General features: G+C 64.3%; 23 protein-coding genes and 1 tRNA gene. 14 read left to right on the forward strand and 10 right to left on the reverse strand.

Annotated elements, in window-relative coordinates; translation table 11 throughout:
- Window positions 1–104: 104 nt before the first annotated feature.
- The 6 genes from D5687_RS02925 to D5687_RS02950 all read left to right on the forward strand — a co-directional run bounded on the left by D5687_RS02925 (window position 105) and on the right by D5687_RS02950 (window position 6672).
- Complete coding sequence (locus tag D5687_RS02925; protein ID WP_125198278.1) at window positions 105–908, forward strand: hypothetical protein; 804 nt, start codon at window positions 105–107, stop codon at window positions 906–908.
- Between the two features lie 8 nt (window positions 909–916).
- Entirely contained in the window at window positions 917–1579 is a 663-nt protein-coding gene (locus tag D5687_RS02930) for an HAD family hydrolase (protein WP_125198279.1), read from the forward strand.
- Window positions 1580–1663: 84 nt separating this feature from the next.
- The gene (locus tag D5687_RS02935) at window positions 1664–3094 is read left to right on the forward strand and encodes a phosphomannomutase (protein ID WP_125198280.1); all 1431 of its coding nucleotides are present in this window, start codon (window positions 1664–1666) and stop codon (window positions 3092–3094) included.
- A gap of 56 nt (window positions 3095–3150) precedes the next feature.
- Window positions 3151–4353, forward strand: coding sequence for a hypothetical protein (locus D5687_RS02940; RefSeq protein ID WP_125198281.1), 1203 nt, complete (start codon window positions 3151–3153; stop codon window positions 4351–4353).
- A 326-nt stretch (window positions 4354–4679) separates the two neighbouring features.
- On the forward strand, window positions 4680–5909 hold the full coding sequence (locus tag D5687_RS02945; RefSeq protein ID WP_125198282.1) for a capsule biosynthesis protein: 1230 nt from the start codon (window positions 4680–4682) through the stop codon (window positions 5907–5909).
- Window positions 5896–6672 (forward strand): SDR family oxidoreductase, encoded by a 777-nt coding sequence (locus D5687_RS02950; RefSeq protein WP_125198283.1) that lies wholly within the window; start codon window positions 5896–5898, stop codon window positions 6670–6672. The genes D5687_RS02945 and D5687_RS02950 overlap by 14 nt, the downstream gene beginning before the upstream one ends.
- 51 nt (window positions 6673–6723) lie before the next feature.
- Here D5687_RS02950 and D5687_RS02955 read toward each other — a convergent pair whose 3' ends face one another.
- On the reverse strand, window positions 6724–8451 hold the full coding sequence (locus D5687_RS02955; protein WP_125198284.1) for an SLC13 family permease: 1728 nt from the start codon (window positions 8449–8451) through the stop codon (window positions 6724–6726).
- A 582-nt stretch (window positions 8452–9033) separates the two neighbouring features.
- Here D5687_RS02955 and cysD point away from each other — a divergent pair.
- The 4 genes from cysD to D5687_RS02975 all read left to right on the forward strand — a co-directional run bounded on the left by cysD (window position 9034) and on the right by D5687_RS02975 (window position 14294).
- Window positions 9034–9948, forward strand: a complete 915-nt coding sequence (cysD, locus tag D5687_RS02960) for a sulfate adenylyltransferase subunit CysD (RefSeq protein WP_255410293.1) — start codon at window positions 9034–9036, stop codon at window positions 9946–9948.
- Window positions 9949–10022: 74 nt separating this feature from the next.
- The gene (gene cysN, locus D5687_RS02965; protein ID WP_125198286.1) at window positions 10023–11933 is read left to right on the forward strand and encodes a sulfate adenylyltransferase subunit CysN; all 1911 of its coding nucleotides are present in this window, start codon (window positions 10023–10025) and stop codon (window positions 11931–11933) included.
- A gap of 11 nt (window positions 11934–11944) precedes the next feature.
- The gene (cysQ, locus tag D5687_RS02970; RefSeq protein WP_125198287.1) at window positions 11945–12739 is read left to right on the forward strand and encodes a 3'(2'),5'-bisphosphate nucleotidase CysQ; all 795 of its coding nucleotides are present in this window, start codon (window positions 11945–11947) and stop codon (window positions 12737–12739) included.
- 37 nt (window positions 12740–12776) lie between these two features.
- A complete protein-coding gene (locus D5687_RS02975; RefSeq protein WP_125198288.1) occupies window positions 12777–14294 on the forward strand; it encodes an LTA synthase family protein in 1518 nt (505 codons plus the stop codon).
- Window positions 14295–14527: 233 nt separating this feature from the next.
- Here the strand turns inward: D5687_RS02975 and D5687_RS02980 are convergent, their stop codons facing one another.
- On the reverse strand, window positions 14528–14914 hold the full coding sequence (locus D5687_RS02980) for a YtoQ family protein (RefSeq protein ID WP_125198289.1): 387 nt from the start codon (window positions 14912–14914) through the stop codon (window positions 14528–14530).
- 346 nt (window positions 14915–15260) lie between these two features.
- A complete protein-coding gene (gene ilvD / locus D5687_RS02985) occupies window positions 15261–16949 on the reverse strand; it encodes a dihydroxy-acid dehydratase (RefSeq protein ID WP_125198290.1) in 1689 nt (562 codons plus the stop codon).
- A gap of 205 nt (window positions 16950–17154) precedes the next feature.
- Between ilvD and D5687_RS02990 the strand changes: the two genes are divergently transcribed.
- Complete coding sequence (locus D5687_RS02990; protein WP_125198291.1) at window positions 17155–18492, forward strand: DUF2254 domain-containing protein; 1338 nt, start codon at window positions 17155–17157, stop codon at window positions 18490–18492.
- Between the two features lie 82 nt (window positions 18493–18574).
- Here the strand turns inward: D5687_RS02990 and D5687_RS02995 are convergent, their stop codons facing one another.
- Window positions 18575–19117: a type 1 glutamine amidotransferase domain-containing protein gene (locus D5687_RS02995; protein ID WP_125198292.1), complete on the reverse strand. Its 543-nt coding sequence runs from the start codon at window positions 19115–19117 to the stop codon at window positions 18575–18577.
- A 188-nt stretch (window positions 19118–19305) separates the two neighbouring features.
- Here D5687_RS02995 and D5687_RS03000 point away from each other — a divergent pair, with 188 nt between their 5' ends.
- Window positions 19306–20310, forward strand: a complete 1005-nt coding sequence (locus D5687_RS03000) for an alpha/beta fold hydrolase (protein WP_240031412.1) — start codon at window positions 19306–19308, stop codon at window positions 20308–20310.
- A gap of 3 nt (window positions 20311–20313) precedes the next feature.
- Here the strand turns inward: D5687_RS03000 and D5687_RS03005 are convergent, their stop codons facing one another.
- Both D5687_RS03005 and D5687_RS03010 read right to left on the reverse strand, forming a co-directional pair.
- Window positions 20314–20463 carry an entericidin A/B family lipoprotein gene (locus D5687_RS03005; RefSeq protein ID WP_125198294.1) on the reverse strand — a complete coding sequence of 50 codons (150 nt, stop codon included), beginning with the start codon at window positions 20461–20463 and terminating at the stop codon, window positions 20314–20316.
- Between the two features lie 151 nt (window positions 20464–20614).
- Window positions 20615–20767, reverse strand: a complete 153-nt coding sequence (locus D5687_RS03010) for an entericidin A/B family lipoprotein (protein ID WP_204742117.1) — start codon at window positions 20765–20767, stop codon at window positions 20615–20617.
- A gap of 178 nt (window positions 20768–20945) precedes the next feature.
- Here D5687_RS03010 and D5687_RS03015 point away from each other — a divergent pair, with 178 nt between their 5' ends.
- Window positions 20946–22166: a cation:proton antiporter gene (locus D5687_RS03015; protein WP_125198295.1), complete on the forward strand. Its 1221-nt coding sequence runs from the start codon at window positions 20946–20948 to the stop codon at window positions 22164–22166.
- Window positions 22153–22581 (forward strand): CBS domain-containing protein, encoded by a 429-nt coding sequence (locus D5687_RS03020; protein ID WP_158611723.1) that lies wholly within the window; start codon window positions 22153–22155, stop codon window positions 22579–22581. Before D5687_RS03015 ends, D5687_RS03020 begins: the two co-directional genes overlap by 14 nt.
- On the opposite strand, the gene D5687_RS03025 is transcribed toward D5687_RS03020, so the two are convergent.
- From D5687_RS03025 to D5687_RS03040, 4 genes are all read right to left on the reverse strand, one after another.
- Complete coding sequence (locus D5687_RS03025; protein ID WP_125198297.1) at window positions 22578–23060, reverse strand: ATP-dependent zinc protease; 483 nt, start codon at window positions 23058–23060, stop codon at window positions 22578–22580. The genes D5687_RS03020 and D5687_RS03025 overlap by 4 nt on opposite strands.
- Window positions 23061–23065: 5 nt before the next feature.
- A complete protein-coding gene (locus tag D5687_RS03030) occupies window positions 23066–24097 on the reverse strand; it encodes a succinylglutamate desuccinylase/aspartoacylase family protein (RefSeq protein WP_125198298.1) in 1032 nt (343 codons plus the stop codon).
- 4 nt (window positions 24098–24101) lie between these two features.
- Window positions 24102–25022: a 30S ribosomal protein S6--L-glutamate ligase gene (gene rimK, locus D5687_RS03035; RefSeq protein WP_125198299.1), complete on the reverse strand. Its 921-nt coding sequence runs from the start codon at window positions 25020–25022 to the stop codon at window positions 24102–24104.
- A gap of 125 nt (window positions 25023–25147) precedes the next feature.
- Window positions 25148–25234, reverse strand: a tRNA-Leu gene (locus tag D5687_RS03040).
- Window positions 25235–25326 lie beyond the last annotated feature (92 nt).

The raw sequence follows: 25326 nt of genomic DNA on the forward strand, positions 1-25326 counted from the left end.
TGGTATCAGATTGATGGGGTGAAGGTGCCCCATCAACCATTAAATCCGTATACCCGAAGAAAGTAACTCTCCATATGGGGTTGTGGAAAACCGGTACGACTTTCTTGCAGAAGGCGGTTTTCCGCGAGACGGGGGTGTGCGCCGGGATGCACATCACCCCGCACAAGCAAGAGCGCGAGTTTCAAAGTCACTTCATGCATAGCTCGCCCCTGTTTTGGGATACCAAAGGCGGGCGAGAGATTCTCAAGCAGCTTTTCGTTGGCAAAAGCCTTTACACGGCCGAGAACCTGTATCGAGCGAAGATCTTCAAGAACAACGTGGATCGAGGCGTGGCTGGGGTCGAGCCGGATGCCTTTCTTCGCCATCTCGACGCCATCGGCGACGTGCTGGCGGAATTCGGCATGGACCTTCAGGTGCTGTTCTTCTTCCGACGACAGCCTGAGTGGCTTGCGTCGATGTACAGCGAAATGAGCAGGCCGTTGAACGCCGCAAGTCAAAAGGACTTCGACGAGCGCATCGAGCAGATGGTCAACAACCCGTATCAGCACGGTGACCACGTGATCAAGTATGACCTGCTCTATAAAAGGCTTTGCCAGAGTGTCGGGCGCCGCCGAGTGCTGGCACTCCCCTACGAGGAGTTCATGACGCCTGACAACCTCAACCGGATGCGAGAGTTCACCGGGATTCTGGAGTTGGGTGAGGGGGTCGATCCGAATAAGCGGGTAAACAAGAAGTCATCCGGGGAACGGTCCTGGGGTCTGTGGGTCAAGGAAAAAGAGGAATTTGTCCCCGGGAAACTGACGCTTTCTCCCAAGACGGAAAAGCTGATCCAGGATCACTACCGTCGTTCCAATCAGAATTTCTCCAAGATGCTCGACCTGGATCTGGGTCAGTGGGGCTACTTTTGAGTAATTCGATGTCGTATTCAACCTACCGAACGTTGGTGTTCGACTGCGATGGCGTCGTGTTGAACTCCAATCGCTGCAAGACCGACGCGTTTTATCAGGCAACGTTGCCCTACGGCGAGGCGGCTGCCAAGGCGATGGTCGACTACCACCGGGCCAATGGCGGGATATCTCGCTACACGAAGTTTGCCTACTTCCTCGAGGAGATCGCCCCGCGACACGCGGCCCACTCTGCCGGCCCCGATCTGGATGGCCTGCTGGAAAACTACGCCAGCGAAGTTCGCCAGGAACTGATGCGTTGCGAGGTTGCGCCTGGTCTGCGTGCGCTGCGCGAAAAGACCCCCGACGCCCGCTGGCTGATCGTGTCCGGTGGTGATCAGAACGAGCTGCGTGACGTATTTGCCGATCGCGGCTTGTCAGAGCTGTTCGATGGCGGGATTTTCGGCAGCCCGGACACCAAGGACGAGATTCTCGCGCGCGAACTCGACACGCAGGTGATTCGGCAGCCGGCGCTGTTCCTGGGTGACAGTAAATATGACCACGAAGCGGCCAGCGCCGCTGGTTTCGACTTCGTTTTCCTGAGCGGCTGGACCGAAGTGTCTGGATGGGAAGAGTGGGTTGCGTCCAAACAGATCACCACGCACGAGAACCTGGCCGAATTCGGCCGCGGGTAGCCGTTTGCGGAGGGTGACGGGACGTCACTTGTCGATTCAGGTCGCTGTTATTTATTAAAACTATCGTTATCTGGGAGTTGTATTTTGCACGACGAATCTAATGTTCAGGCGATTCTCGGGAAGAGTCAGATCGAGTTCGGCACCAGCGGTGCGCGCGGTCTGGTCGAACAGTTCACCGACGAGGTGTGTGCAGCTTTCACGACTGCGTTTCTTGTCGTGATGCGCGAGCAGGGCGATATTAATCGCGTAGCGATCGGCATGGATCGGCGCCCGAGCAGCCCGGCGATGGCGGCGGCGTGCACTACAGCTGCCCGGGCCCTGGGGGTGGACGTGGTCGATTACGGGGTGCTGCCCACCCCGGCGTTGGCGTTGCAGGCCATGGCCGATGGGATGCCGGCCATCATGATCACCGGCAGTCATATCCCGTTCGATCGCAACGGCATCAAGTTCTATCGCCCGGAAGGAGAGATATCCAAGGCGGATGAACAGGCGATCATGACGGTGTCGGCCGAGTTGCCGGCGCTTGGCACGAGCAAGCGCGAACCGGTCAACGATGCCGCCAATCGGCGCTATTTCTCCCGGTATACCGAGTGGTTTGCGGGCCAGCCGTTGGCGGGCCGGCGCATTGGGCTCTATCAGCACTCCGCGGCTGGACGTGACCTGAGCCAGGAGGTGCTTGAGGGGCTGGGTGCGGAGGTGATTGCCCTGGGCCGGAGCGAGGAGTTCGTCCCGGTGGATACCGAGGCCGTCAGCAACGAGGACCGTACTCGCGCCCGCCAGTGGGCGACCGAGCACCGGCTGGACGCGCTGTTGACGACCGACGGCGACGGTGACCGCCCGCTGCTGGCCGACGAACGAGGTGAATGGCTGCGCGGTGATATCACCGGGCTGCTGTGCGCACGTGAGCTGGGCATACAGGCACTGGCCGTGCCGGTCAGTTGCAATACCGCCATTGAAGCCAGTGGTGCGTTTGATGAAGTACTGCGCACCCGCATCGGGTCGCCCTACGTCCTGGCGGGCATGGAAGAGTTGGCCGGGAAACATGCCCGGGTCGCCGGCTTCGAGGCAAACGGCGGTTTTCTTCTTGGCACCCCGGTCGAGGAGGGTGATCGCCGACTGGACCCGTTACCGACCCGCGATGCGCTGTTGCCGGCCCTGACGTTGATGGTGGCCGCCGCACGCCAGGGCGGGCCGCTTTCCGCCTTGGTGGATGGGCTGCCTGCACGCTATACCGCCAGCGATCGTCTCAAGGAGTTTCCCACGGAACGCAGCCGGGCACTGCTGGCCGAGTGGCGTGAAGACCTGACGGCCATGCAGCAAGCCCTGGGCCTGGAAGCCGCCGTTTCTCGCATCGACGATACCGATGGGCTGCGTGCCGTCCTGGCCAACGGGGATATCGTTCACTTGCGTCCGTCGGGGAATGCGCCTGAATTGCGTTGTTACGCGGAGTCGGCTCAACCAGAACAGGCAGAAGCCCTGGTCGCCCACGTGCTGGAGAGGCTCTCACGGCAATGAGACCGGAGCGCCGTATCGTTCTTCACATCGGAACGGAAAAAACAGGCACGACGTCCTTGCAAGCGTTGCTCCACGCGAATCGGGAGACGCTGGCCAGACATGGCGTCGCCTACCTGTCGACGCCGGGGCGGGCCGAGGCACGCGGGCTGACGGCTGCCGTGCTTGATGAAAACCTGCCGGACGACTATCTGCGGTTTCTCGGTGTGGACGGGGAGAACGCTCGCCGGGTGTTTCGCGAGAAAACCCTGGCCGAATGGCGTGCACAGCTCGAGGGTCTCCCTGCGCACATACATACCGTGGTGGTTTCCAGCGAGCACTTGCATTCCCGTCTCAGGCGTCCCGAGGAACTCAAGCGGCTTGCGGATTTGTTGAGCCCGTGGGGTTCCGAATTCCGGGTAGTTTGCTATCTGCGCCGCCAGGTCGACGTGATGGACTCGTTCTATTCGACGGAGCTCAAGAACGGGGGCACGCGGACGTTGCTCGAGGCGGCCGGGAAAATGTGCCGGCCGGGGAATCATTACTTCAACTACCGCCAAGTGCTCGAGCTATGGGGCGACGTGTTCGGTGAAGAGACGCTGTGCCCCCGGCTCTTTATTCGACCAACCCGTCAGGGCGACGGGGTGATCGAGGATTTCCTTTCGCTGTTGTCCATCGATAGGGCCGCGTTGTCGCGCCCGGTGCGCCCGCGACTGAACGAGTCGCTCACGCCCATGGGCCAGGCGCTCTTGCGCGGGCTTAACCAGTTGGCGCATCGAGCCGGGGATGAGGGCCGCCTCGCCGAGGACCTGCAGATGTTGCGCCGTGAGGTGGTGCGGGTGTTTGCCGGCAAAGGGGCCACCTTGCCGACGGAAGAGGCACGTGCGCTTCAGAGCCGGTTTGACGAGATCAATGGGGCATTGCGCGAACGGTGGTTCCCGGATCGGGAGACCCTTTTCGCTCCATTGGGCAAGAACGATGATCGTCAGGCCGGGCGGCGCATGGACCTGTCTGCGAAGCAACTGACACTGGTTTCTCGCGCACTGAATCTGTCCGACGCCCTGGGTGAAAAGGCCAACCGGTTCAAAGGGTTCGACGAGTGTGCCGTGCGTTTGCGCGACGCGGCCGTGGAGCGGGAGACGCGGGATCCTGCGGGGGCCGCCTCCTACATGAAGTTGGCCGCCCGTATCCGTCCCAAGGGCGCATTCATCCGGCAGTGGCTGGAGACGAATTGCCCGCCGATGGGGTTCGCCGCGCGCCTGCGTCACCTCCTGGGCCGATGAAGTCGCCTCGAGCCTGAAATGGGGATTCCTCGGCACCGGCCGCTGAGGCGAGAGCCGTCCAGCGGCAAGGGGTCAAAGCCCACCCGATCGTTCACGGGCACCAAGCCACGGTACCGGTGGTCGATGCCATCGGGTGAGGGTCCAGACACTCTGGGCCTGGTTCAATGAACGGTTCGATCCTGCGGTGTCAAACCAGCATTCTGTAGACGGTTCATGTGGCCCCTGGTGCGTGTGTACGTGCCTGCGGTAGTCCGCGTGGGCGTCGAATGAAACAAACCTACCGAGAGAACAAAGCCAGCCTTTGCTCTTCCCGACACGGGACCGCCATGTCGTCGTTCTTGTTCCTGCAGGGTTCCGCGTCGCCGTTTTTCGATGTGCTTGGCAGGGCCCTCAAGGCCCGCGGGCACACGGTGACGCGCATTTTCTTCAACCCGGGCGACCAGCTTTACTGGTCGCATGGCGGGGTGGCTTTCCGTGGACGGCTTGCGGCCTTGCCGGATTTCGCCGATGACGTGATGACCCGCCATGGCGTGACCGATCTGGTGCTGTTCGGCGATTGCCGGTCGATACACCGGCCGGTGATCGACCGTGCCGAGGCCGCCGGTTTGCGGGTTCACGTCTTCGAGGAAGGGTATTTCCGCCCCAATCGCATCACCCTGGAGCGGTTTGGGGTGAACCGGCATTCACGTCTGCCGCGGGATCCGGACTGGTACCTCAAGGCCGCCGCGCTGTGCCCGGACGAGCCCACGGGGTGCCAGATGACGAAGGTGTTCCGCGCTCGGGCGTATCACGATGTGCGGTATCACGTGGCCGGGTTGCTCAATCCGGTGCTGTATCCGCATTACCGTAACCATCAGATCTACAACGCCCCGCTGGAATACAGCGCCTACCTGTGGCGGTTTGCGCGCCTGCTCGTGCGCCGTCGGCAGGACAAGGCGGCGGTGCAAACCCTGCTCGGTGGTGGGCGGACGTTCTTTCTTCTGCCGCTGCAACTCGACGGCGATGCCCAGATCCGGAATCACTCGCCGTTTGATGGCATGAGCGGGGTGTTGTGCTCGGTGATGCGGTCGTTCGCCGAGCAGGCGGACCCGTCCCACTGGCTCGTGATCAAGAATCACCCGCTCGATCCCGGCGTGGCATCCCACGAACGGCAGGCGCGACGAATAGCCGACGAGTTGGGCATCCGCGACCGGGTGGTGTTTCTCGAAAGCGGGCCGCTGGAGGAGTTGATCAAGGCCTCCCGCGGGGTGGTGACCGTCAATAGCACCGTCGGGTTGGTTTCGCTCGGTCTGGGTTGCCCGACGATCGCCCTCGGGGAGTCGATCTACCGACTGCCGGGGCTGACGCACCAGGCCGGCATGCGTCACTTCTGGTCAGACCCGCAACCGCCGGACAGCCGGTTGTTTGCCGCCTTCGAGCGGGTGGTTCGTCATGCCGCGCAGGTCCCGGGCGGGTTTTACTGCCGTGAAGGCATTGCCTGGGCCGTGGAGAACGCGGTTCCGCGTCTGGAGGCCGAGCGTTCGGTGCTTGAGGAGTTGCTTGATGCCGTCGGTTGACCCCTGTCGTGTCCTGATTACCGGGGCCAGTGGCGCCATTGGTGCAGCGCTGGCGCAAGCGTATGCCGAGCCGGGACGAACCCTGGTCCTGCAGGGGCGCAATCTCGACGCGCTCGAACAAGTGGCAAAGTCGTGCCGGCGGGCGGGCAGCGAGGTGATCGTCGAGGGTGTCGATCTGCTTGAGCGTGCGTCGGCATTGGCATTCATCGAGCGTCACCTTGCCGACATGACACCGGACCTTGTCGTGCTGAATGCTGGCATGAACGTGCACGCGCCCCCCGGCGAGGCCATCGAGGCGGCTGGCGAGGCGGAAGCCCTGTTGACCCTCAACATGATGATGACCCAGCGGCTTTTCGACCGCGTGGCACGGGCCATGCTCGCGCGGGGAAACGGGCAGATTGCCCTGGTGAGCTCGCTGGCTGCCGACATGGGGCTGCCACCGACGCCGGCCTATTCGGCCAGCAAGGCGGCGGTCAAGGCCTATGGTGAGGCCATGCGCGGGGCGCTCGCCCCTCGGGGTGTCCGCGTGAGCGTCATCATGCCCGGGTACGTGCGTTCACCGATGTGCGATGCCATGCCCGGCCCCAAGCCGTTTCTTGTTTCTCCCGAGCAGGCGGCGCGGCGGATTCGTCGCGGTCTGTCGCGAAACCGAGGCCGGATCGCCTTCCCGTTCTGGTTGTCGCTGGGGACGCGCTGGCTTGGACTGATGCCGGTCGATTGGGCACTGACGCTATTGCGTCGGCTGGGTTATCGCGCGCCCTGACCGGCATGGCCGGCCGTGTTGGTCGCTGTTAATGCCCCGCGCAACGTCTTCCTAGAAAGGGAACGCCAGCGGGATCAGGATGATGACGGCCGCCGAGTACACCAGGGTGAGTGGCAGACCGGTGCGGAGGTAATCGCCCATTCGGTAACGTCCGGATGAATACACCATCAGGTGGGTCTGGTAGCCGAACGGAATCAGAAAGCAGGCGCTTGCCCCGAATGCCACGGCCATCACGAAGGGCATCGGATCCACGCCGAACCCTTGGGCTGTGGCGTAGGCGACCGGGAATACCAGGGCAGCGGCCGCGTTGTTGGTGACGGTCTCGGTCAGGACCACCGTCAGCAGGTAGGCGCCGACAAACGCGGCGAAGACCCCATGCCCATTGAATGTCGCTTGCATGAGATCCGCGATCAAGGCGGCACCACCCGCGTTTTCCAATCCCTCGGCCAGCGTCAGTGCCGAACCGATGATCACCACGATCTCGAAGGGGAAGCGCCGCCTTAGCTCTCCGACCGTGAGAATGCGGCTGACCAGCAGGGCACCCAGCAGCAGCAAGAGCCCCTCGAACAGCGAAAGCCAGCCCGCGGCGGCGGCCGCCACGACCGCGAAAAAACCGCCGAGTGCGAATCCGCTCTGTTTTGCCCCGAGTCGCGGGCGCTGAAAGCTGCCGCTCAGCACATGGAAGTTGCGATCGATGTTGCGGTGCTGCCGGAAGTCCGCGCCGGTAGCCAGAAGCAGGCAATCGCCCACCCTCAGCGGCACCCGTCCGAGTTGACCGCGAATCCGTTCGTTCCCCCGACGAATGCCGACGACGCCCGCGTTGAACATGCTGCGGAAATCCACTTCCTGGAGTGTGCGGTTGGCCAGCTCCGACTGGTTGGAAACGACTACCTCGACCAGGTTGGTGGCCAGCAGGTCGTCGGCGCGATGGCCGAACAACTGTAGGCCGGGGAATCGTTGCAGGGCCTGAACCTTGTCGACTTCACCAGTAAAGACCAGCACATCGCCGGCGGCGAGCACTTCGTCGGGGCCGACCGGCGTGATCAGGCGCCCTTGGCGTTCGATTTCCAACAGATAAAGACCTTCGAGCTGGCGCAGGCCATTGGCCTCGATGCTGTTTCCAATCAGGGGAGAGTCAGGACGGACCTCGGCGGCGAGGAAGTAGGACATCGCTTCACCGCCGCCTTCTCGCTCGTTGTGCGGCAGGCTGCGGGCCTGCCACCACAGCACGGCCAGCCCGAGCAGGGCCACCGGCACACCGACCAGGCTGAACTGGAACATCGTCAGTTCGGGGAGGCCGGCATTGACCGCGAAGGAGCTGACGACAAGGTTGGTCGACGTGCCGATGAGCGTGGTGACGCCGCCGAGAATCGAGGCGTAGGAGAGCGGGATCAACAGGCGCGACGGGGTGATGCGCTTCTGCCGGGAGATCGCGCCGAGGAACGTGCCGACCACCGCGGTGTTGTTGAGAAATGCGGAAAGCAGGGCCGTGGTGCCAATCAGCTTGAAACGCGCCAGGCCTTCCCCACCGGAGACCAGGCGTTCGGCAATGCTGTCGAGGAAAAGGGAGCGCTCGAGCGCCAGGGAGACGAGCAGTAGCAGGGTCAGTGTGGCCAGCGCCGGGTTGGTGAAGTTGGTGAGCATCTCGGCGGGTGCGACCAGTCCGGTCAGCACAAAGGCGACGGCGGTGAAGGCAAAGGCCGCTGCCGGTGAGGCGCGGCCGCTGGCGAGTACGGCCAGTAGGGCGGCGATGGCGAGAAGTACGAGCCAGGCGCTCATGATCGGATTTCCTCGGCCGGTTGGGGTGACGGTGTCACGTGGTTAAAGCGTGAGGATATGGATTGTGATTCTAGGGGCTGGTTCAATACACTGTCGAATAAATTCGGACACTTCTTGTGTATGGATGTCATTATAAATTAATAAAAACAACGTGATACAGATTAAAAAAGTATAAAACTTTTTCTGCCGCGTCCTGTCGAACTCTGCACGCCCCGAGGTGCCGCCTTTGCGGCTGGGAGGGGTGAGCGCCGCGATGGCGGGGGTGAGCCCCCGTTTTGTCGGTCGCCCGGAAAGGCGGGTGGCACGGCGATGGGCCGCAGGGAGATCCCCGTTGTGCTCGCGGTTGAACTTCCCGGTCTCGTTGGCCGTCCACCGTTGGCGATCCGAAGGGCGAGAGAGGCGCGATGACCCGAGCGAAAGCCCCAATGGGCCGTGTGGCGCCAGTGCCGCGACGGGTTGAGGAAAACGCCGGTTCTGCGTGAGGCGCGAAACAATCGACGAGGCCGGCTTTGCGTCGGACTCAGGGCAGGCGGGCCGACGTCGGCTCGTCAGCACAACGAATTGATAAGCAAGGCGAAAAGGTTGAATGACACCATGACGACACTGACACACCTGCAACGGCTCGAAGCCGAGAGCATTCACATCATGCGTGAGGTGGTGGCCGAGACCGAGAACCCGGTCATGCTGTACTCGATCGGCAAGGACTCGGCAGTGATGCTGCACCTGGCCCGCAAGGCATTCGCGCCGGGCCCGCCGCCGTTCCCGCTGATGCACATCGACACGCGCTGGAAATTCCGGGCGATGTACGAATTCCGCGACCGGATGGCCGAAGAAGTGGGCATGGACCTGCTGGTCCACGTCAACCCGGAAGCGATCGAAAAGGACATCAATCCCTTCACGCACGGCTCGGCGCTGCACACCGAGATCACGAAGACGGAAGGGCTCAAGCAAGCACTCGACAAGTACGGCTTCGACGCCGCCTTCGGCGGGGCACGCCGCGACGAGGAGAAGTCCCGTGCCAAGGAGCGGGTGTTCTCGTTCCGCACCGCGCAGCACCGCTGGGACCCGAAGGGTCAGCGCCCCGAGCTGTGGAAGCTCTACAACGCCCGCAAGCACAAGGGCGAGTCGATTCGGGTGTTCCCGCTGTCGAACTGGACCGAGCTGGACATCTGGCAGTACATCTACCTCGAGAACATCCCGATCGTGCCGCTGTACTACTCCGCGGAGCGTCCGGTGGTCGAGCGTGACGGCACGCTGATCATGGTCGACGACGATCGCATGCCGCTCAACGAGGGCGAGGTGCCGATGATGAAGAAGGTCCGCTTCCGCACGCTCGGCTGCTACCCGCTGACCGGGGCGATCGAGTCCGAGGCGGACACGCTCACCGACATCATCCAGGAGATGCTCCTGACCAACACCTCCGAGCGCCAGGGCCGCGTGATTGATCACGATTCGGCCGCCTCGATGGAGAAGAAAAAGCAGGAAGGCTACTTCTAAAGCGACTTCGACCTCCAGGGCCCCGACGGCCCGGATTGGCGCTCACGATCAGATAAAGAAAAGGTTTTTGGCATATGGCACACGCATCGGACTTGATCGCCTCGGATATCGAGGGATACCTGAAATCACACGAGAACAAGGGGCTGCTGCGGTTCATCACCTGCGGCAGCGTGGATGACGGCAAGAGTACGCTGATCGGGCGGCTGCTGTTCGAATCGAAGCTGCTGTTCGAGGACCAGCTCGCCGCCATGGAGGCCGACTCGAAGAAGTACGGCACCCAGGGTGGCGACATGGACTTTGCCCTGCTGGTCGACGGCCTGGCGGCCGAGCGGGAGCAGGGCATCACCATCGACGTGGCGTACCGGTTTTTCTCCACCGACAAGCGCAAGTTCATCGTCGCCGACACCCCGGGCCACGAGCAGTACACGCGCAACATGGTCACCGGTGCATCGACCGCCGATGCGGCGATCCTGATGGTCGACGCCCGGCAGGGCGTGCTGACCCAGACACGCCGGCACAGCTTCCTGATGCACCTGATCGGCATCCGCCACGTCGTGGTCGCGATCAACAAGATGGACCTGGTGGACTACTCGCAGCAGGTCTTCGATCGAATCGTGGCCGACTACCGCGCGTTTGCCGACGAGATCGGGATCGACGAAGTCACCTTCATTCCGATGTCCGCGCTCAAGGGTGACAACATCGTCGATCACAGCGATCGGATGCCGTGGTATCACGGCACCACTCTGATGGGCTTTCTCGAGACGGTCGAGGTGGATGACGATCGGCTCCAGCGCAAGCCGTTCCGGCTGCCGGTCCAGTGGGTCAACCGGCCCAACCTCGATTTCCGTGGCTTTTCCGGCACGATCGGCAGCGGCGTGATCCGTCCCGGCGATGAGATCCGCGTCTTGCCCTCTGGCCAGACCAGCCGGGTCGAACGTCTCGTCACCTTCGATGGTGACCTCGATCAGGCGGTGGCCGGTCAGTCAATCACGCTTACCACCGAGGATGAGATCGATATCTCTCGTGGTGATGTCATCTCGACGACCGACGCCCCGCCGCAGGTGGCCGACCAGTTCGAGACCTCGCTGGTGTGGATGCATGACGAGCCGCTTTATTCGGGCCGTCCGTATCTGATGAAGATCGGCACCCAGACGGTCAGCGCGACGGTCACCGACATCAAGTACGAGGTGAACGTCAACACGCTCGAGCACACCGCCGCGAAGCAGCTGGGGCTCAACGGCATCGGCGTGTGCACCCTGTCGATCAACCGTCCGATCGCCTTCGACCCGTACACCGAGAACCAGGATACCGGCGGCTTCATCCTCATCGACCGGATGAACAACAACACCGTCGGTGCCGGGATGCTCCACTTCGCGCTGCGTCGCAGCCAGAACATCCACCGTCAGCATGTCGACGTCGACAAGGCGCGCCGGGCCGAACTCAAGGCGCAGCAGCCGGGCGTGCTCTGGTTCACCGGGCTGTCCGGGGCGGGCAAGTCGACCATCGCCAACGCGCTCGAGAAGAAGCTCGCCGCGGCCGGACAGCACACCTACATGCTGGATGGTGACAACGTTCGCCACGGTCTCAACCGGGATCTGGGCTTCACCGACGCCGACCGGGTGGAGAACATCCGTCGAGTGGCCGAGGTGGCCAAGCTGATGGCCGACGCCGGCCTGATCGTGTTGACCTCGTTTATCTCGCCGTTCCGCTCCGAGCGCGAGATGGCGCGCGGCATGCTTGAGGAAGGCGAGTTCATCGAGATCTTCGTCGACACGCCGCTCGAGGTGGCCGAAGAGCGTGACGTCAAGGGTCTGTACAAGAAGGCCCGTCGCGGCGAATTGAAGAACTTCACCGGTATCGACTCGGCCTACGAGGCGCCGGAAAACCCCGATCTGCACATCAAGGCCGCCGAACTCTCGGCTGACGAGGCGGCGGACCGAATCCTCGTGCTGCTCGCCGAGCGCGGCATGATTCCGGCAGCTTGAAGCGAGGTGACATGATGACAATCAACCAGGCATTACTGGACGAAGTGGTCGCCATCGCCGAGGAGGCGGGGCGGGCCATCATGACGATCTACGCGCGGGACTTTTCGGTCGAGGAGAAGGCCGACAAGAGCCCGCTGACGGAGGCCGACCAGACGGCACACGACCTGATCAGCGAGCGGCTCGTGCCGCTGCTCGGGGGCATCCCCATCCTCTCGGAAGAGGATGTGGAGGGATTCCCGGGGGCGGACGCCGCGGGCCGCTACTGGCTGGTCGACCCGCTGGACGGCACCAAGGAGTTCATCAAGAAGAACGGCGAGTTCACGGTCAACGTCGCGCTGATTGAGAGCGGCCGGCCGATACTGGGCGTGGTCCACGCCCCGGACCTGGACCGGACCTACATCGGCTGGCCGGAGGAAGGCGCCTGGCGTGTGGATGGCGACGGGACGCGGCCGATCACGGTGGCCGGCGAGCACGACGGGCCGTGGCGCGTGGTGGGCAGTCGCTCCCACGCCAGTCCGAAGATGGCCGACTGGCTGGCCGAGCTTGGCGAGCACGAAATGGTTCCCATGGGCAGTTCGCTGAAGCTTTGCCTCGTCGCGGAGGGGGCGGCCGACGTCTACCCCCGTCTGGGGCCGACCAGCCTCTGGGACACCGGTGCGGCCCAGGCCGTGGTGGAGGCGGCTGGGGGCCAGGTGATTGAGTCGTCTGGCGACGTGCTCTGTTACGCCGACACGTCCGAGGTGCTCAATCCGCACTTTCTTGCCTTCGGGCGTCATGTCAATCAATGGCCGGCTTTGGGCGAATAGCTCGTGGCGGTCGCGGTGACATGATGGACGGCACATCGTGATCACAGCCCTCGGTATCCCCGCCCTGGGGGTGGTTGGATTTATCGGGGCGTTGATGATCGAGTCGTTTCAGCGTCCTCGAGCGCTTCCTCCCAGTCGCCGGCAAACAGCGGCGGTTGTGACCCACGCCGGGGTCTGGACGGCCCTGTTCTCGCTATTGGTGATCGTGCTGGCCCGGCCCGTCTTCGCGCTGGGCATCGGCTGGGCGCTCTGGTTCGCCCTGGTGATGGTCAACAACGCGAAGGAGCGGGTGCTCAGAGAACCGTTCCTGTTCGACGATTACGACTATTTTCTGGACGCCGTTCGCCATCCCCGCCTGTTCCTGCCGTTCCTCGGCGGAGCCAAGGGGGTGGCAATCATCGTCGTGTCGATCGGCGTCGTCGTTGCCGGCTGGTGGTTGGAGCCGGCCTGGGCGCGCAGTGTTGATGCAATCACGGTTGCCACCGGCTTGTTTGCCGCCGGGGCGGTGGTCGTGGGGCTGTCGGCCCGTCGCGGGGCGGCGGAGCTCACGTTTCGCCCCGGCATCGACCATCGCCGGTATGGGCTGATCGCGCACCTGGCGTTTCAGGCAGCGGCCCGGCAAGCGTGCCCTGAGCCCTCCATGCCATGGCGGCGCAGGCGCCTGTCTCCTTCGCCGAAACCGGGCCTACCAAACGTCGTCGCGGTGCAGAGCGAGTCCTTCTTTGACCCCAGGTATCGCCTTCCCGGGATTCGGCCGGATGTGTTGACGCATTTCGACCGCCTCGCTCGGGAAGGCCTTTCCGGCAAACTTGATGTGCCGGCGTTTGGTGCCAACACGATTCGCAGCGAGTTCGCATTTCTTTCCGGTGTGGCGGGCGGCGAGCTCGGTCATCGACAGTTCAGTCCCTATCGATTCGTGCAGTCCGGATTTCTGGACGCGACGCTGGCATCCGCTTTTCGCGAGGCGGGATATCGGACAGTGTGTGTGCACCCCTACCATGGGGGGTTCTATCGCCGGGAGCAGGTCATGCCGTTGCTTGGGTTCGACGAGTTTGTCGATATCTCGCACTTTGCCCACGCCCGGGGTGAGAGTCCGTACGTCGACGATGAAGCCCTCGCCGACTGGGTGATCGGGCGTTTGGGTAAGTCGGATCAGCCGGTGTTCGTGTTCGTGATCACCATGGAGAATCATGGCCCGCTGCACCTGGAAACCCCGCGCCCCGGCGAGTCGGAGGACTACTTCGTTCGCGGGCAGGCAAGCACCGACCCCGATGCGACCATCTACCTGCGTCACCTGGCGAATGCGGATCGAATGCTGGGGCGTCTTGCCGCTGCCCTCAAGGGTGACGAGCGGCCGGGTGCCTTGTGCTGGTTCGGTGATCACCCCCCGATCCTGCCGGCTGTCTACGCGCGCCACGGTTACCCGGGTCGCTCCACCGATTACCTCGTGTGGCGGACCGAGCCGGGGCTTTCGAGGCCTCCCGCTCAGCGGTCGCTGCATGAGCTTGGAGCGACATTGATCGATGCCATCGGGTGGACGGCCACGGAGCGCTGAAGCCTGCGCCGGTAGCTCCCTGTACACATCCATGTCACATCGCAGCGGCACAGTGGTCATGTGGCTGGCCCGGTCGACGGCTTGCCGATCGGTTTGCCGGCCATGAGCGGAAGCGGGCTTCCTCGAAGCGCCCGGCCGCACCGCTCTCACTTGGTGATTTCTTACTTGCTCCTCGTTGCCCCGCCTCGTGCGGGGTTTCTTTTTGCTGTTAGCACAGCCCGAGGGCGGGACTGTCAGTCGCGCATCACGTGCTTGAGAATGCCGACCACCTGTTCGGGGGTGGTCGCCCAGGCCATGGCGGCGGCGTCGACTTCCTTGAGCGGGTGGACGATCTCCTCGTCGTGCAGAGTGATGTAAGGCGTACCCAGCGCCGCGGTGTAACCGGCGTCGAAGGCGGCGTTCCATTGCTTGTACTTGTCGCCGAAGCGCACCACGACGACGTCGGCCTGTTCGATCAGGGTCTTGATGCGAATCGCGTTGACCTTGGCGGACTTGTGGTCGCGCCAGAACTGCTTGGACTCGTCACCGAGCAGGTCGCCGGCGGCATCGCTGGCGGCGTGATCGGTGACCGGGCGGGTGAAGGTGATATCCAGACCGGCATCGTGTGCGCCCTGCTCGATCTGTTCGCGCGTAAGGAACCTCGGGGTGGATCGAACGGCCTCTCTGGCCTTGCGAGTGGTCCGCCTTCAAGGCGTCCATGTCGATGGCGTGCCGGGGGGGCACGGCGAGACATGGCAACGAAGAAGGCGGGGCACTCGCAAGGCCCCTTCGGGCGCACCTTTAGCCGGCCATCTGCTGCGTTGCCGTCCTTGGAAAGGGAATCACCCTTCCGCGGCGGACGGTCGCCTTGCATCTGCCCGGCTCAAGGTGCGCAGAGAGGCCGTTCGATCCACCCCGAGGTTCCTGGGGTGTGGATCTCGCCGGACAGGTAGACGGTCAGGCTCATGGTGTTTCTCCTTGTTCGATTCAATCGGGCAGGTCGGTGACCGCGCCGGTGGAGGCCGAACTCACGGTCTTCGCGTATTTGGCCAGCACGCCGCGCGGGTAGCGGGGCTTGGGGCGTTGCCAGTTGGCGTGGCGGCGTTCGAGTTCGTCGCTGTCTACGTGCACCTCGATGGTGTCGGCCACCGCATCGATGGTGATGGTGTCGCCGTCCTCGACCAGCGCGATCGGGCCGCCGTCGAAGGCCTCGGGGGTGATGTGGCCGACGACGAAGCCGTGGCTGCCGCCGGAGAAGCGCCCGTCGGTGATCAGGGCGACCTCCTTGCCGAGCCCGCGGCCCATGATCGCCGAGGTGGGCGAGAGCATCTCGCGCATGCCCGGTCCGCCGCGCGGGCCTTCGTAGCGGATGACCACCACGTCGCCGGCGCCGACGGTGCCGTCGAGAATGCGCGCCTGGGCTTCCTCCTCGGAGCCGAACACCCGCGCGGTGCCGGAAAAGCGCGTGCCTTCCTTGCCGGTGATCTTGGCCACCGCGCCCTCGGGGGCGAGATTGCCCTTGAGCACGCGCAAGTGGCTGTCGGCCTTCCGCGGCTGATCTAGCGGCGCGATGATCTGCTGATCGTCGGGGTAGGGCGTGACATCGGCCAGATTTTCCGCGAGCGTCCGACCGGTGACGGTCAGGCAGTCGCCGTGCAACAGCCCGGCATCGAGCAGCATCTTCATCATCGGCTGGATGCCACCGATCTCGACCAGCTCGCTCATCATGTAGTGCCCGGAGGGGCGCAGGTCGGCGAGCACCGGAACGCGCCGGCCGATCTCGGTGAAATCATCCAGCGTGAGCGGCACGTCGACCACGTTCGCCATCGCCAGCAGGTGCAGTACGGCGTTGGTCGAGCCGCCCAGGGCGATCGTTACCGTGATGGCGTTCTCGAAGGCCTTCCGGGTCATGATGTCGCGCGGCTTGATGTCACGCGCCAGCAGATCGAGCACCGCCGCGCCGGCCGCCTCGCTGTCGGCGCGCTTCTCCTCGGAGACCGCGTTCTGCGCCGAACTGCCCGGCAGGCTCATGCCGAGTGCCTCGATCGCCGAGGCCATGGTGTTGGCCGTGTACATGCCGCCACAGGAGCCGGGGCCGGGGATGGCGGTCTTCTCGATGTCCTCCAGGCGCGGCAGGTCGATCTCACCCTGGGTGTAGGCGCCGACGGCCTCGAAAACCGAGACGATGTCGGTGTGGCACTTGCCCGGCAGGATGGTGCCGCCGTAGACGAACACGGACGGTCGATTGAGGCGCGTCATGCCGATCAGGCAGCCGGGCATGTTCTTGTCGCAGCCGCCGATCGCCACCAGCCCGTCGAACCCTTCGCAGCCGGCGACCGTCTCGATCGAGTCGGCGATCACCTCGCGCGAGACCAGCGAGTACTTCATGCCCTCGGTGCCGTTGGCGATGCCGTCGGAGATGGTGATGGTGTTGAAGATCACGCCCTTGCCGCCGGCGGAATCCGCCCCGGTGCGAGCGGCGTCGGCTAACTTGTCGATGTGGGCGTTGCAGGGGGTGACCTGGCTCCAGGTCGAGGCGATGCCGACCTGCGGCTTTTTGAAGTCGGCGTCGGTGAAGCCCACCGCGCGCAGCATCGCCCGGCTGGCGGACTTGTTGATGCCATCGACCACGGGGGCGGAATGACGGCGGCGCGGATCGTTGCTGGGGTTGGTCATGCGGTTGCTCCTGGAAAAGTCGCTGGGCACACCTTAGCAAGGGCCTGGCTGTGACGGGCATGGCAGCTCGTCGATCCGCAGATGCTATAACAAGGTGGACGCAGCGCGATCAAGGGCGATCGATGTCCGGGCGCGCGTCGACCGGCCTGGCCTTCTGGTCGGGGCGTTCCGGGAATGCGCCGGCAAAGGATGAGGTGCCGTCATCGTGAAAGTGCAGTTGTTCAAGTACTGGGATGCCTTGCGCACCAGTTTCTGGTTCATCCCGGCGATCATGGTCTTCGGGGCCGTGGTGTTGTCGGCGGTTGCCATCCAGGCGGATCATCTCGCGAAGGGCGAGGGGTGGCTGGCCTCTGGCTGGGTGTTCACCGGTGGCCCCGATGGGGCCAATGCGGTGCTGAGCATTATCGCTGGTTCAATGACCACGATCGCCGGCGTCGTGTTCTCCATGACCCTGGTGGTCCTCTCCCTGGCCTCGTCGCAACTGGGGCCACGTCTGCTGCGCAGCTTCATGCGCGATCCTCCGACCCAGGTCGTGCTCGGGACATTCGTGGCCACGTTTCTCTACTGCGTGCTGGTGGTGCTCACCATTCGCCGGGGTGATGAAGACGCGTTCGTGCCGCACCTGTCGGTCACCCTGGGCGTGCTGCTGGCGGTGATCAGCCTGGGGGTGTTGATCTACTTCATCCATCACGTGGCCATCTCGATCCAGGCGAATCAGGTTGTCGCGCGAGTCGGTCATGAACTGATCGATGTCCTGGAGCGCTTGTTTCCCGAAACGATCGGTCAGGGGCCGGCGGGGGAGTCCGCCTCCGCGCCAGACGCTGCCTTCTTGCGACGTTTCGATCGCGAGGCCGAGCCGGTGTGCTCCTCGGGCGACGGCTATCTGCAATTCATCGATGCGGATGCCCTGATGGCCCTCGCCGTGCGCGACGATGTGGTCGTTCGTCTTGAGTGCCATCCCGGCCATTACGTGGTGGCAGGCGGGCCCCTGCTGAGGGTCTGGCCCACCGGCAAGCGGGGCGACAAGCTTGCCCGAGAGGTTAATGCGGCCTTTGCGCTCGGCAATCAGCGCACCTCCGGTCAGGACATCGAGTTTGCCCTCTATGAACTGGTGGAGATCGCCGTGCGGGCACTATCGCCGGGGATCAACGATCCGTTCACCGCCATTGCTTGCGTCGATCGCCTCGGTTCGGCGCTATGTCGTCTGGCCACTCGAGAAATGCCGTCGCCTTATCGCCATGACAGCGAGGGGACGTTGCGGGTGATTGCTCCATCTCCCAGTTTCCCGACCATGCTCGACGCGGCTTTTGATCAGATTCGGCAACACGGCCGAACGAACGTGGCGGTGAGTATTCGGCTGATGGAAACACTCGTGCTGATCACGGCCTTTGCGCATCGACCGGCCGATCGGGCGGCAATCTTGCAGCATGCGGAGATGATCCGGCGGGGCGCTTGGCTGAGCTTTGCCGAACAGGAGGATCGTGAAGCACTGGAAAAGCCCTATCGGGCGGTCAAGCAGGCACTGGCATCGCCGGCACCGTAAGACAGGGGGTAGATGCAGGAAAGCCCGACGCCATGTCGGGCTTTCGTTGGGTTGGGCCGATGCGATCGAAGGGTTCGAGGGCTCAGCCAGCGGCGATCGTTTCGATCAACTTGGCGTTGAAAGCCGGTAGGTCATCGGGATTGCGACTGGTGATCAGGCCGTTGTCGTCGACCACGTCCTCGTCAACCCAGACCGCCCCGGCATTCTTCAGGTCGGTCTGGATGCTGGGGTAGGAGGTCACCCGCCGGCCCTGGAGCACGTCGGCCTCGGCCAGCGTCCAACCACCATGACAGATCGCGGCCACCGGCTTTTGCTGATCGAAGAAGCTCCGGACGAAGGCGACGGCCTGCTCGTTCTGGCGCAACGCATCGGGATTCATCACCCCGCCGGGCAGCACCAGGGCATCGAAGTCCGACCCGTTGGCCGAATCCAGCGGCACGTCGACGTCGAAGGCATCACCCCAGTCGGTGTGCTGCCAGCCTTTTACCCGGCCGTCGGCCGGCGAGACGATGTGGGCGGTTGCGCCGGCTTGTTCCAGCGCACGCTTCGGTTCGGTCAGCTCGACCTGCTCGAAGCCGTCGGCAACCAGCAGGGCGACGCGTTTACCGTTGAGTTGCTCGGTCATGGGTTGCCTCCTTGAGAAGCGATCGTGTGAAACCTGCGTCTAGCCTAGAAGACCAGACGAGTGTCTTCAGGCACGGGGCCCGTCATAAGAAGGGTGATCGACCGCCGTGATTTCGTGGCAGTCTCCGATCCGTCGGATCGACTATCCTTCGAGCAACGTTTTCCGAGGCCCGAATCCATGCTGTGTCCATGTTTCGACTGATGCGCGTCGCCCGCGTTGCCAATGCGCTGGTGATTCCGATCGCACTGGTTTGCCTGCTCACGTTGTCATCGGCTCATGCCGACTACTCCACGCCGGCACAGACCGTCTGGCTTGATGATCAGAAAGTGCGGTATCACCTGATGGGGGACGCAGGGGCGCCGGTGGCGATCGTGCTGGGCGGCGGGCCCGGCTTTTCCAGCTGGAACCTCGAGCCGGTGCAGCGTCGGCTCGCCGAGTTGGGCTACCGAACGGCCATCATGGACATGATCGGGGTGGGCGAGAATGCCAACGGCGGGGAGTTGCCGACGGGGCAGGCCCTGCTGGATGTCTGGGTGGAACAGATCGAGGCACTGCGCCGGGCGGTGACCGACGAGCGGCCGGTGGTGCTGCTGGGGCATTCCTGGGGCGCATTGACGGCATTGCTCTACACGCGTACTCATCCCGACGCGGTACATCGCCTGGTGCTGCTCAATCCCGTCGACCCGGAGCGCCGCGCGATGCGCGATGTCGCCGAGCAGATCGATCGGCGCCGGTCGAGGGAATTGGGCGAGAGCTGGGACGACGAGCGGGCCTGGGAGCAACCAATGGGGGGAGGGGATGACTCGGCGGCGACCGCCCGTCATCAGATCGAGCGGTCGTTGCCGAGCTATTTTCGCGATTACGCGCAGGGCCAGCGGTATGCCGAGCAGTTCGATGACTCGGATTTCTCGCCGAGATTGAACATCGAGGGCTGGCGGGCGTACCGGGCCGACCCGGTCGACTACGCGACCATCCGGGAATGGGACATCCCGATTGATGTTATCGGCTGTCGGGACGACCTGTTGATGCCCGAGAGCCTGGACTCCCTGCAGGCGAACCTGTCGTTGGCGCGGGTCGAGGTGCTAACGGGATGCGTGCACTTTCCGTGGGAGGAGGTGCCAGGGGCATTCACCGAGGCGTTGACACGGATTGTGTCGCGGCCCGCCGGTCAGGGGGCCGGCAACACCCCCTGACCATCAGTCCTCGTTCTTGTTTTCGTTCGCCGAGCCTTCGATGGCGCTGCCCAGGCTTCTGATGTCTTCGCCGAGGCCTTCCATGGTGTTGCAACCAGCGGTCAGGGCCAGCAGGCCGGCGAGGAAGCCGATGCTGAGGAGTCGTTTGATCATGGCTGAGTCTCCGTGTGCGTTGTGTGGGCCATCGTCGGCGAGTGTCCGATCGATGCCGCCGCGTACTGCAATGCCGCGCCGGGGGCGGCGCGATCAAAAAAAGCCACACCATGTCGGGCGTGGCCTTGGTTCGCCCGGATGGCAGAGGGCGTCAATCGTGCTCGGCGGCCTCACCTTCGATCGATTCGCCCAGTTCCTGGGTATCCTGGCCCAGGCCTTCCATCGTGTTGCAGCCGGCCAGCAGGGTAAGCGAGCCTGCCATGGCAATCAGCATCGCAAGCCGTTTGAGAAATGTGTGAATCATTTTCCGATACCTCTTCCATTGTTCCCTACGGACGCTCCGAGCGAACCGGCCAGGTCTCGGAGGTTTGAGCCGAAGATCACATCGTTGCCGATTCATTCGGGCAGTACCTAGGATAGTCCAACGACGACGAGGTTCCCGATCGGATGTGTCGAATCGGGTCCATGGATAAGGAGATGGCGTGGAAATACTGCTGATCGGCGTCCTGCTGCTGGCCGGTTTGGCCTTCGGCACCCTGGGGAGCCATTACTTCGGCGTCCCAAGGGTGGTCGGCTACATCCTGATCGGGATGCTGTTCTCACCGGACCTGCTGGGCGACTACCTTGGCCTGGATGCCGCGCGCTGGACCCAGCCACTGGTGGCCATCGCGCTGGGCATCGTCGCCTACCTGATCGGCGGGGCGGCCACTGTCGGGCAGCTGCGTCGCCTGGGCGTGTCGATCATCACGGCGACCGTCGGCAAGGTTGCCGGGGCGTTCCTGCTGGTGTTCGCCGGTTTTGTCTGGATGGGTGTGAGCGTGCCCGATCTGCCGGGCTGGGGCGTCCCGCTGGTGCTTGCCGCGCTGGCGACCATCACTGCCCCGGCCGCCATCGTCGCGATCATCCATCAATATCGTGCACGTGGACCGCTGACCACGGCCTTGCTGGGCATGGTCGCGATGGACGACGCCCTTGGCGTGGTGATCTTCTCCGTGGCGTTGGCCCTGTTGGCCGCCGACGGCCTGGTGTCGGCCCTGCCGCTGGTGGTCTGGGAGATCGTCGCGGCGCTGGTGATCGGTGGAATCGGCGGCTGGCTGATCGAGCGGATCAGCCGCCTGCTGCACGAACACGAACTGCGCCTGGTCGCCCTGATCGGCGCGATCGTGCTGCTGGTGGGGCTGGCCGAGGCGTGGCACTTCTCCGGTCTGCTCGCGGCCATGACGCTGGGGTTCACCGCGCGCTGGTTTGGCGGGGTGCATGCCGAACGGCTGTTCGAGCCGGTCGAGCAACTCGAGGAGATGGTGTTCGTGCTGTTCTTCACCTTCGCCGGGTTGTACTTCGACCTGTCCGTGGCGGTCGAGCACGGCTGGCTGATCCTGCTGTTCTTCGTGCTTCGGGCCGCGGGGCAGGTGATCGGCTCGTGGATTGGTGCACGCCTGGGCGGAGCGCCGCCGGCGATCGCGAACAACGTGGGCTTGGGCATGCTGCCGCAGGGTGGCGTGGCCGTGGGCATGGCGTTGATGCTCGAGGGGCAGCCACGCTTTGCCGAGGTGGCGACCCTGGCAATCAACATCATTACGGCGAGCACGCTGCTGACCGAGTCGATCGGTGCGCTGGCCGCCCGGTTCGGCCTGAGACGGGCCGGCGAACTCAACGCGGCCAATGGCGGACATGACGGGGGGCACGACGATGAAGGCAAGTAACTGGTTGGAAACTCATCCCGCTCGGGCGGTCACCGTGGCGCCCGACGCGTCACTGCCGGAGGCGGCGGCCCTGTTTCTCGAGCATCCCGAGGTGCGCGACATCTACGTGGTCGACGAGAAGGGGCGGGTTTGCGGCCACCTGGGGTTCCGTCGACTCGCTGGCCTGCTGCTCGCGCACCTGCGGCCGACCCACAGCCGGCGGCAACTGGTCGAACGGGTGACCGCCGGGGCCGTACGCGAGCACATGGACGAGCACGTGCTGTGCATGCGCCCGGACGAGCGGATCAGCGAGGTGTTTCACCACCACATGGAACGGCGGGTCGAGGACATCCCGGTAGTCGACGCCGACCGACGATTGCTTGGGGTGATCCGCGTGGCGGATCTGTTGCGCAAGGCGATCGAGCCGGCGGGTTAACCCTGTGGGGCAGTTGGGGGGATCTTGGGCTTGCCGGTGAGATAGGACGCCGCCGGGTCGACCAGAAAGCGTCCCTCCATCGCCTTGCGGCCGAGCAGCATGCGAAAGCGCATGGTGTCCCGGTCCGTCAGGGTCAGCTCGATCGACTGCTCGCTCTTGCCGATCACCAGCCGCGTGGCGATCACGTAGCGGTTTTCCCGGTGCCCGCCGGAGTCGGAGACCTGGCGGCGGTCGAGCAACGGTGCCTCGCAGTGCACGACGGTGTCGCTGTCGCCCTGGATGGGGTGGATGCCAATACGGACCCAGTCGCCTCCGTCACGGCGAAATGGCTCGACGGCAAAGGCATGCAGCGCGGAGGTGCGCGCGCCGGTATCGACCTTCACCTTGATCCGCCGGATGCCAAGATCGGGCAACCCCACCCATTCGCGCCACCCTAGGCGGGTCAGTTGTTCGGTCGTGTCGTCCTTGTCATCCGTCATGCGGTTCAGTCCTCCGAGGCGTCCTCGTCGTCGGCGTGGTTGGCCTGGAAATCCTCGACCTTGCCGGCGACCTCGCTGACGTCGCCCTTGAAGCGGGCGATGTGATAGACGGCATCGCCCTCGTGGACCAACGGGCGTTCCAGCCGGCCGATCACCACGCCGTCGCTGGGTGACACGATCGACTCGCGCCGACCGCTGTAGGCATCATCGACGTAACCCAGCGTGTCGCCGCGAGAGACCTGTGCGCCCAGTCGCACGACGGTGCCGAGCATGCCGCTTTCCGGGGCTCGTACCCAGAGGCTGCGCCGCGAGACAAACGGCTCCGGCCGAGGTGTCTTGCGCCGGTTGGGCGGCAGCATGTCCAGCGCGCGCATGACGTTGAGCACCCCCTGGGTGCCCGCCCGGATGGAGACCTCGTCGAAGCGCAACGCCTCGCCGGCTTCATAGAGCAGGGTGGGGATGCCCCGTTCCCCGGCGGCCGCACGCAGCGAGCCGTCGCGCAGGGAGGCATTGAGCAGCACCGGCACGTCGAAGGCCCGCGCCAGCCGCAGGGTCTCGGGGTCATCGAGATTGCCGCGGATCTGCGGCAGGTTCGTGCGATGGATCGCCCCGGTGTGCAGGTCGATGCCGTGACTGCAGCGGCTGACGATCTCCTCGAGGAACAGGTTGGCCAGGCGAGCGGCCAGCGAGCCCTCGTCCGAGCCCGGAAAGGAGCGATTGAGATCGCGCCGGTCGGGCAGGTAGCGGCTTTCGTGGATCAAGCCGTAGGCATTGACCACCGGCACGGCGATGAGCGTGCCGCGCAGGCGCTGCAGCGTTCGGGTCTTGAGCACGCGACGGATGATCTCCACGCCGTTGAGCTCGTCGCCGTGGATGGCCGCACAGACGAACAACGTCGGACCGTCGCGTCGGCCGTGGATCACGTGCACCGGCATGGACAGCGCGGTGTGCGAACTCAGGCGCGGCATTTCCAGATCGACCAGGGCACGCCGCCCCGGTTCGATGCGCCGCCCGGCGATTTCGAAGGCCTCACGCATGCGCTCAGCCCTGGCCGCGGGTGCGGGTCAGGCCGCGCTTGGTGCGCCGCTCGGCCAGCTTTTTCTCGATGAACTGGATCTGTGTCCCGGCGATGTCCTTGCCGGTGGCCGCCTCGATGCCCTCCAGCCCCGGCGAGGAATTGACCTCCATGACCACCGGTCCGTGGTTCGAGCGCAGCAGGTCGACGCCGGCGACATTCAGCCCCATGGTCTTGGCCGCGCGCACGGCCGTGGAGCGCTCCTCCGGGGTGATGCGAATCAGGCTGGCCGACCCGCCACGGTGCAGGTTCGAGCGGAATTCGCCTTCCTTGCCCTGGCGCTTCATCGCGGCGACCACCTTGTCGCCGATGACGAAGCAACGGATGTCGGCGCCACCGGCCTCCTTGATGTATTCCTGAACCAGAATGTTGGTTTTCATGCCCATGAAGGCTTCGATGACGCTCTCCGCGGCCTGCTTGGTTTCGGCCAGTACCACGCCGATGCCCTGCGTGCCTTCGAGCAACTTGATGACCAGTGGCGCGCCGCCGACCATCTTGATCAGGTCCTCGACGTCGTCGGGGCGGTGGGCAAAGCCGGTCACCGGCAGGCCGATCCCCTTGCGCGAGAGCAGTTGCAGCGAGCGCAGCTTGTCGCGAGAGCGACTGATCGCGACGGACTCGTTGAGCGGGAAGGTGCCCAACATCTCGAACTGGCGCAGCACCGAGGCGCCATAGAAGGTCACCGACGCCCCGATGCGCGGGATGACCGCGTCGAAGTCGTCGAGCGTTTCGCCCTTGTAGTGCACCTTGGGCTTGTTCGAGGTGATGTTCATGTAACAGCGCAGCACGTCGAGCACCCGCACCTCGTGGCCACGTTCGGTGGCGGCCTCGACCAGGCGTCGGGTGGAGTAGAGCTTCGGGTTGCGCGACAGGATGGCGATCTTCATGGGCTGGGCTCGATCCGGAAGATAAAAGTGGGTGTGGTGAATGATGACCCAACTGTAGGAAAGATCGCGCCGGATTGGGCGGGACGGCCCACGACCGGTGGCCGGACGGCCAGCGGAGCGGTATCTGGTGCGGGTGGCCGGACTCGAACCGGCACGGCCTTTCGGCCTGCAGATTTTAAGTCTGCTGTGTCTACCAATTCCACCACACCCGCGATGGGACTCGGCCGGGCGGGGTGCCCGGCGGCGGGCATTCTATCGCCTTTCGTCGGTGTCGGCGAACCGCATGCATGGGCGTTAAGGAGCC

Source organism: Guyparkeria sp. SCN-R1, from assembly GCF_003932495.1.
Lineage (GTDB): Bacteria > Pseudomonadota > Gammaproteobacteria > Halothiobacillales > Halothiobacillaceae > Guyparkeria.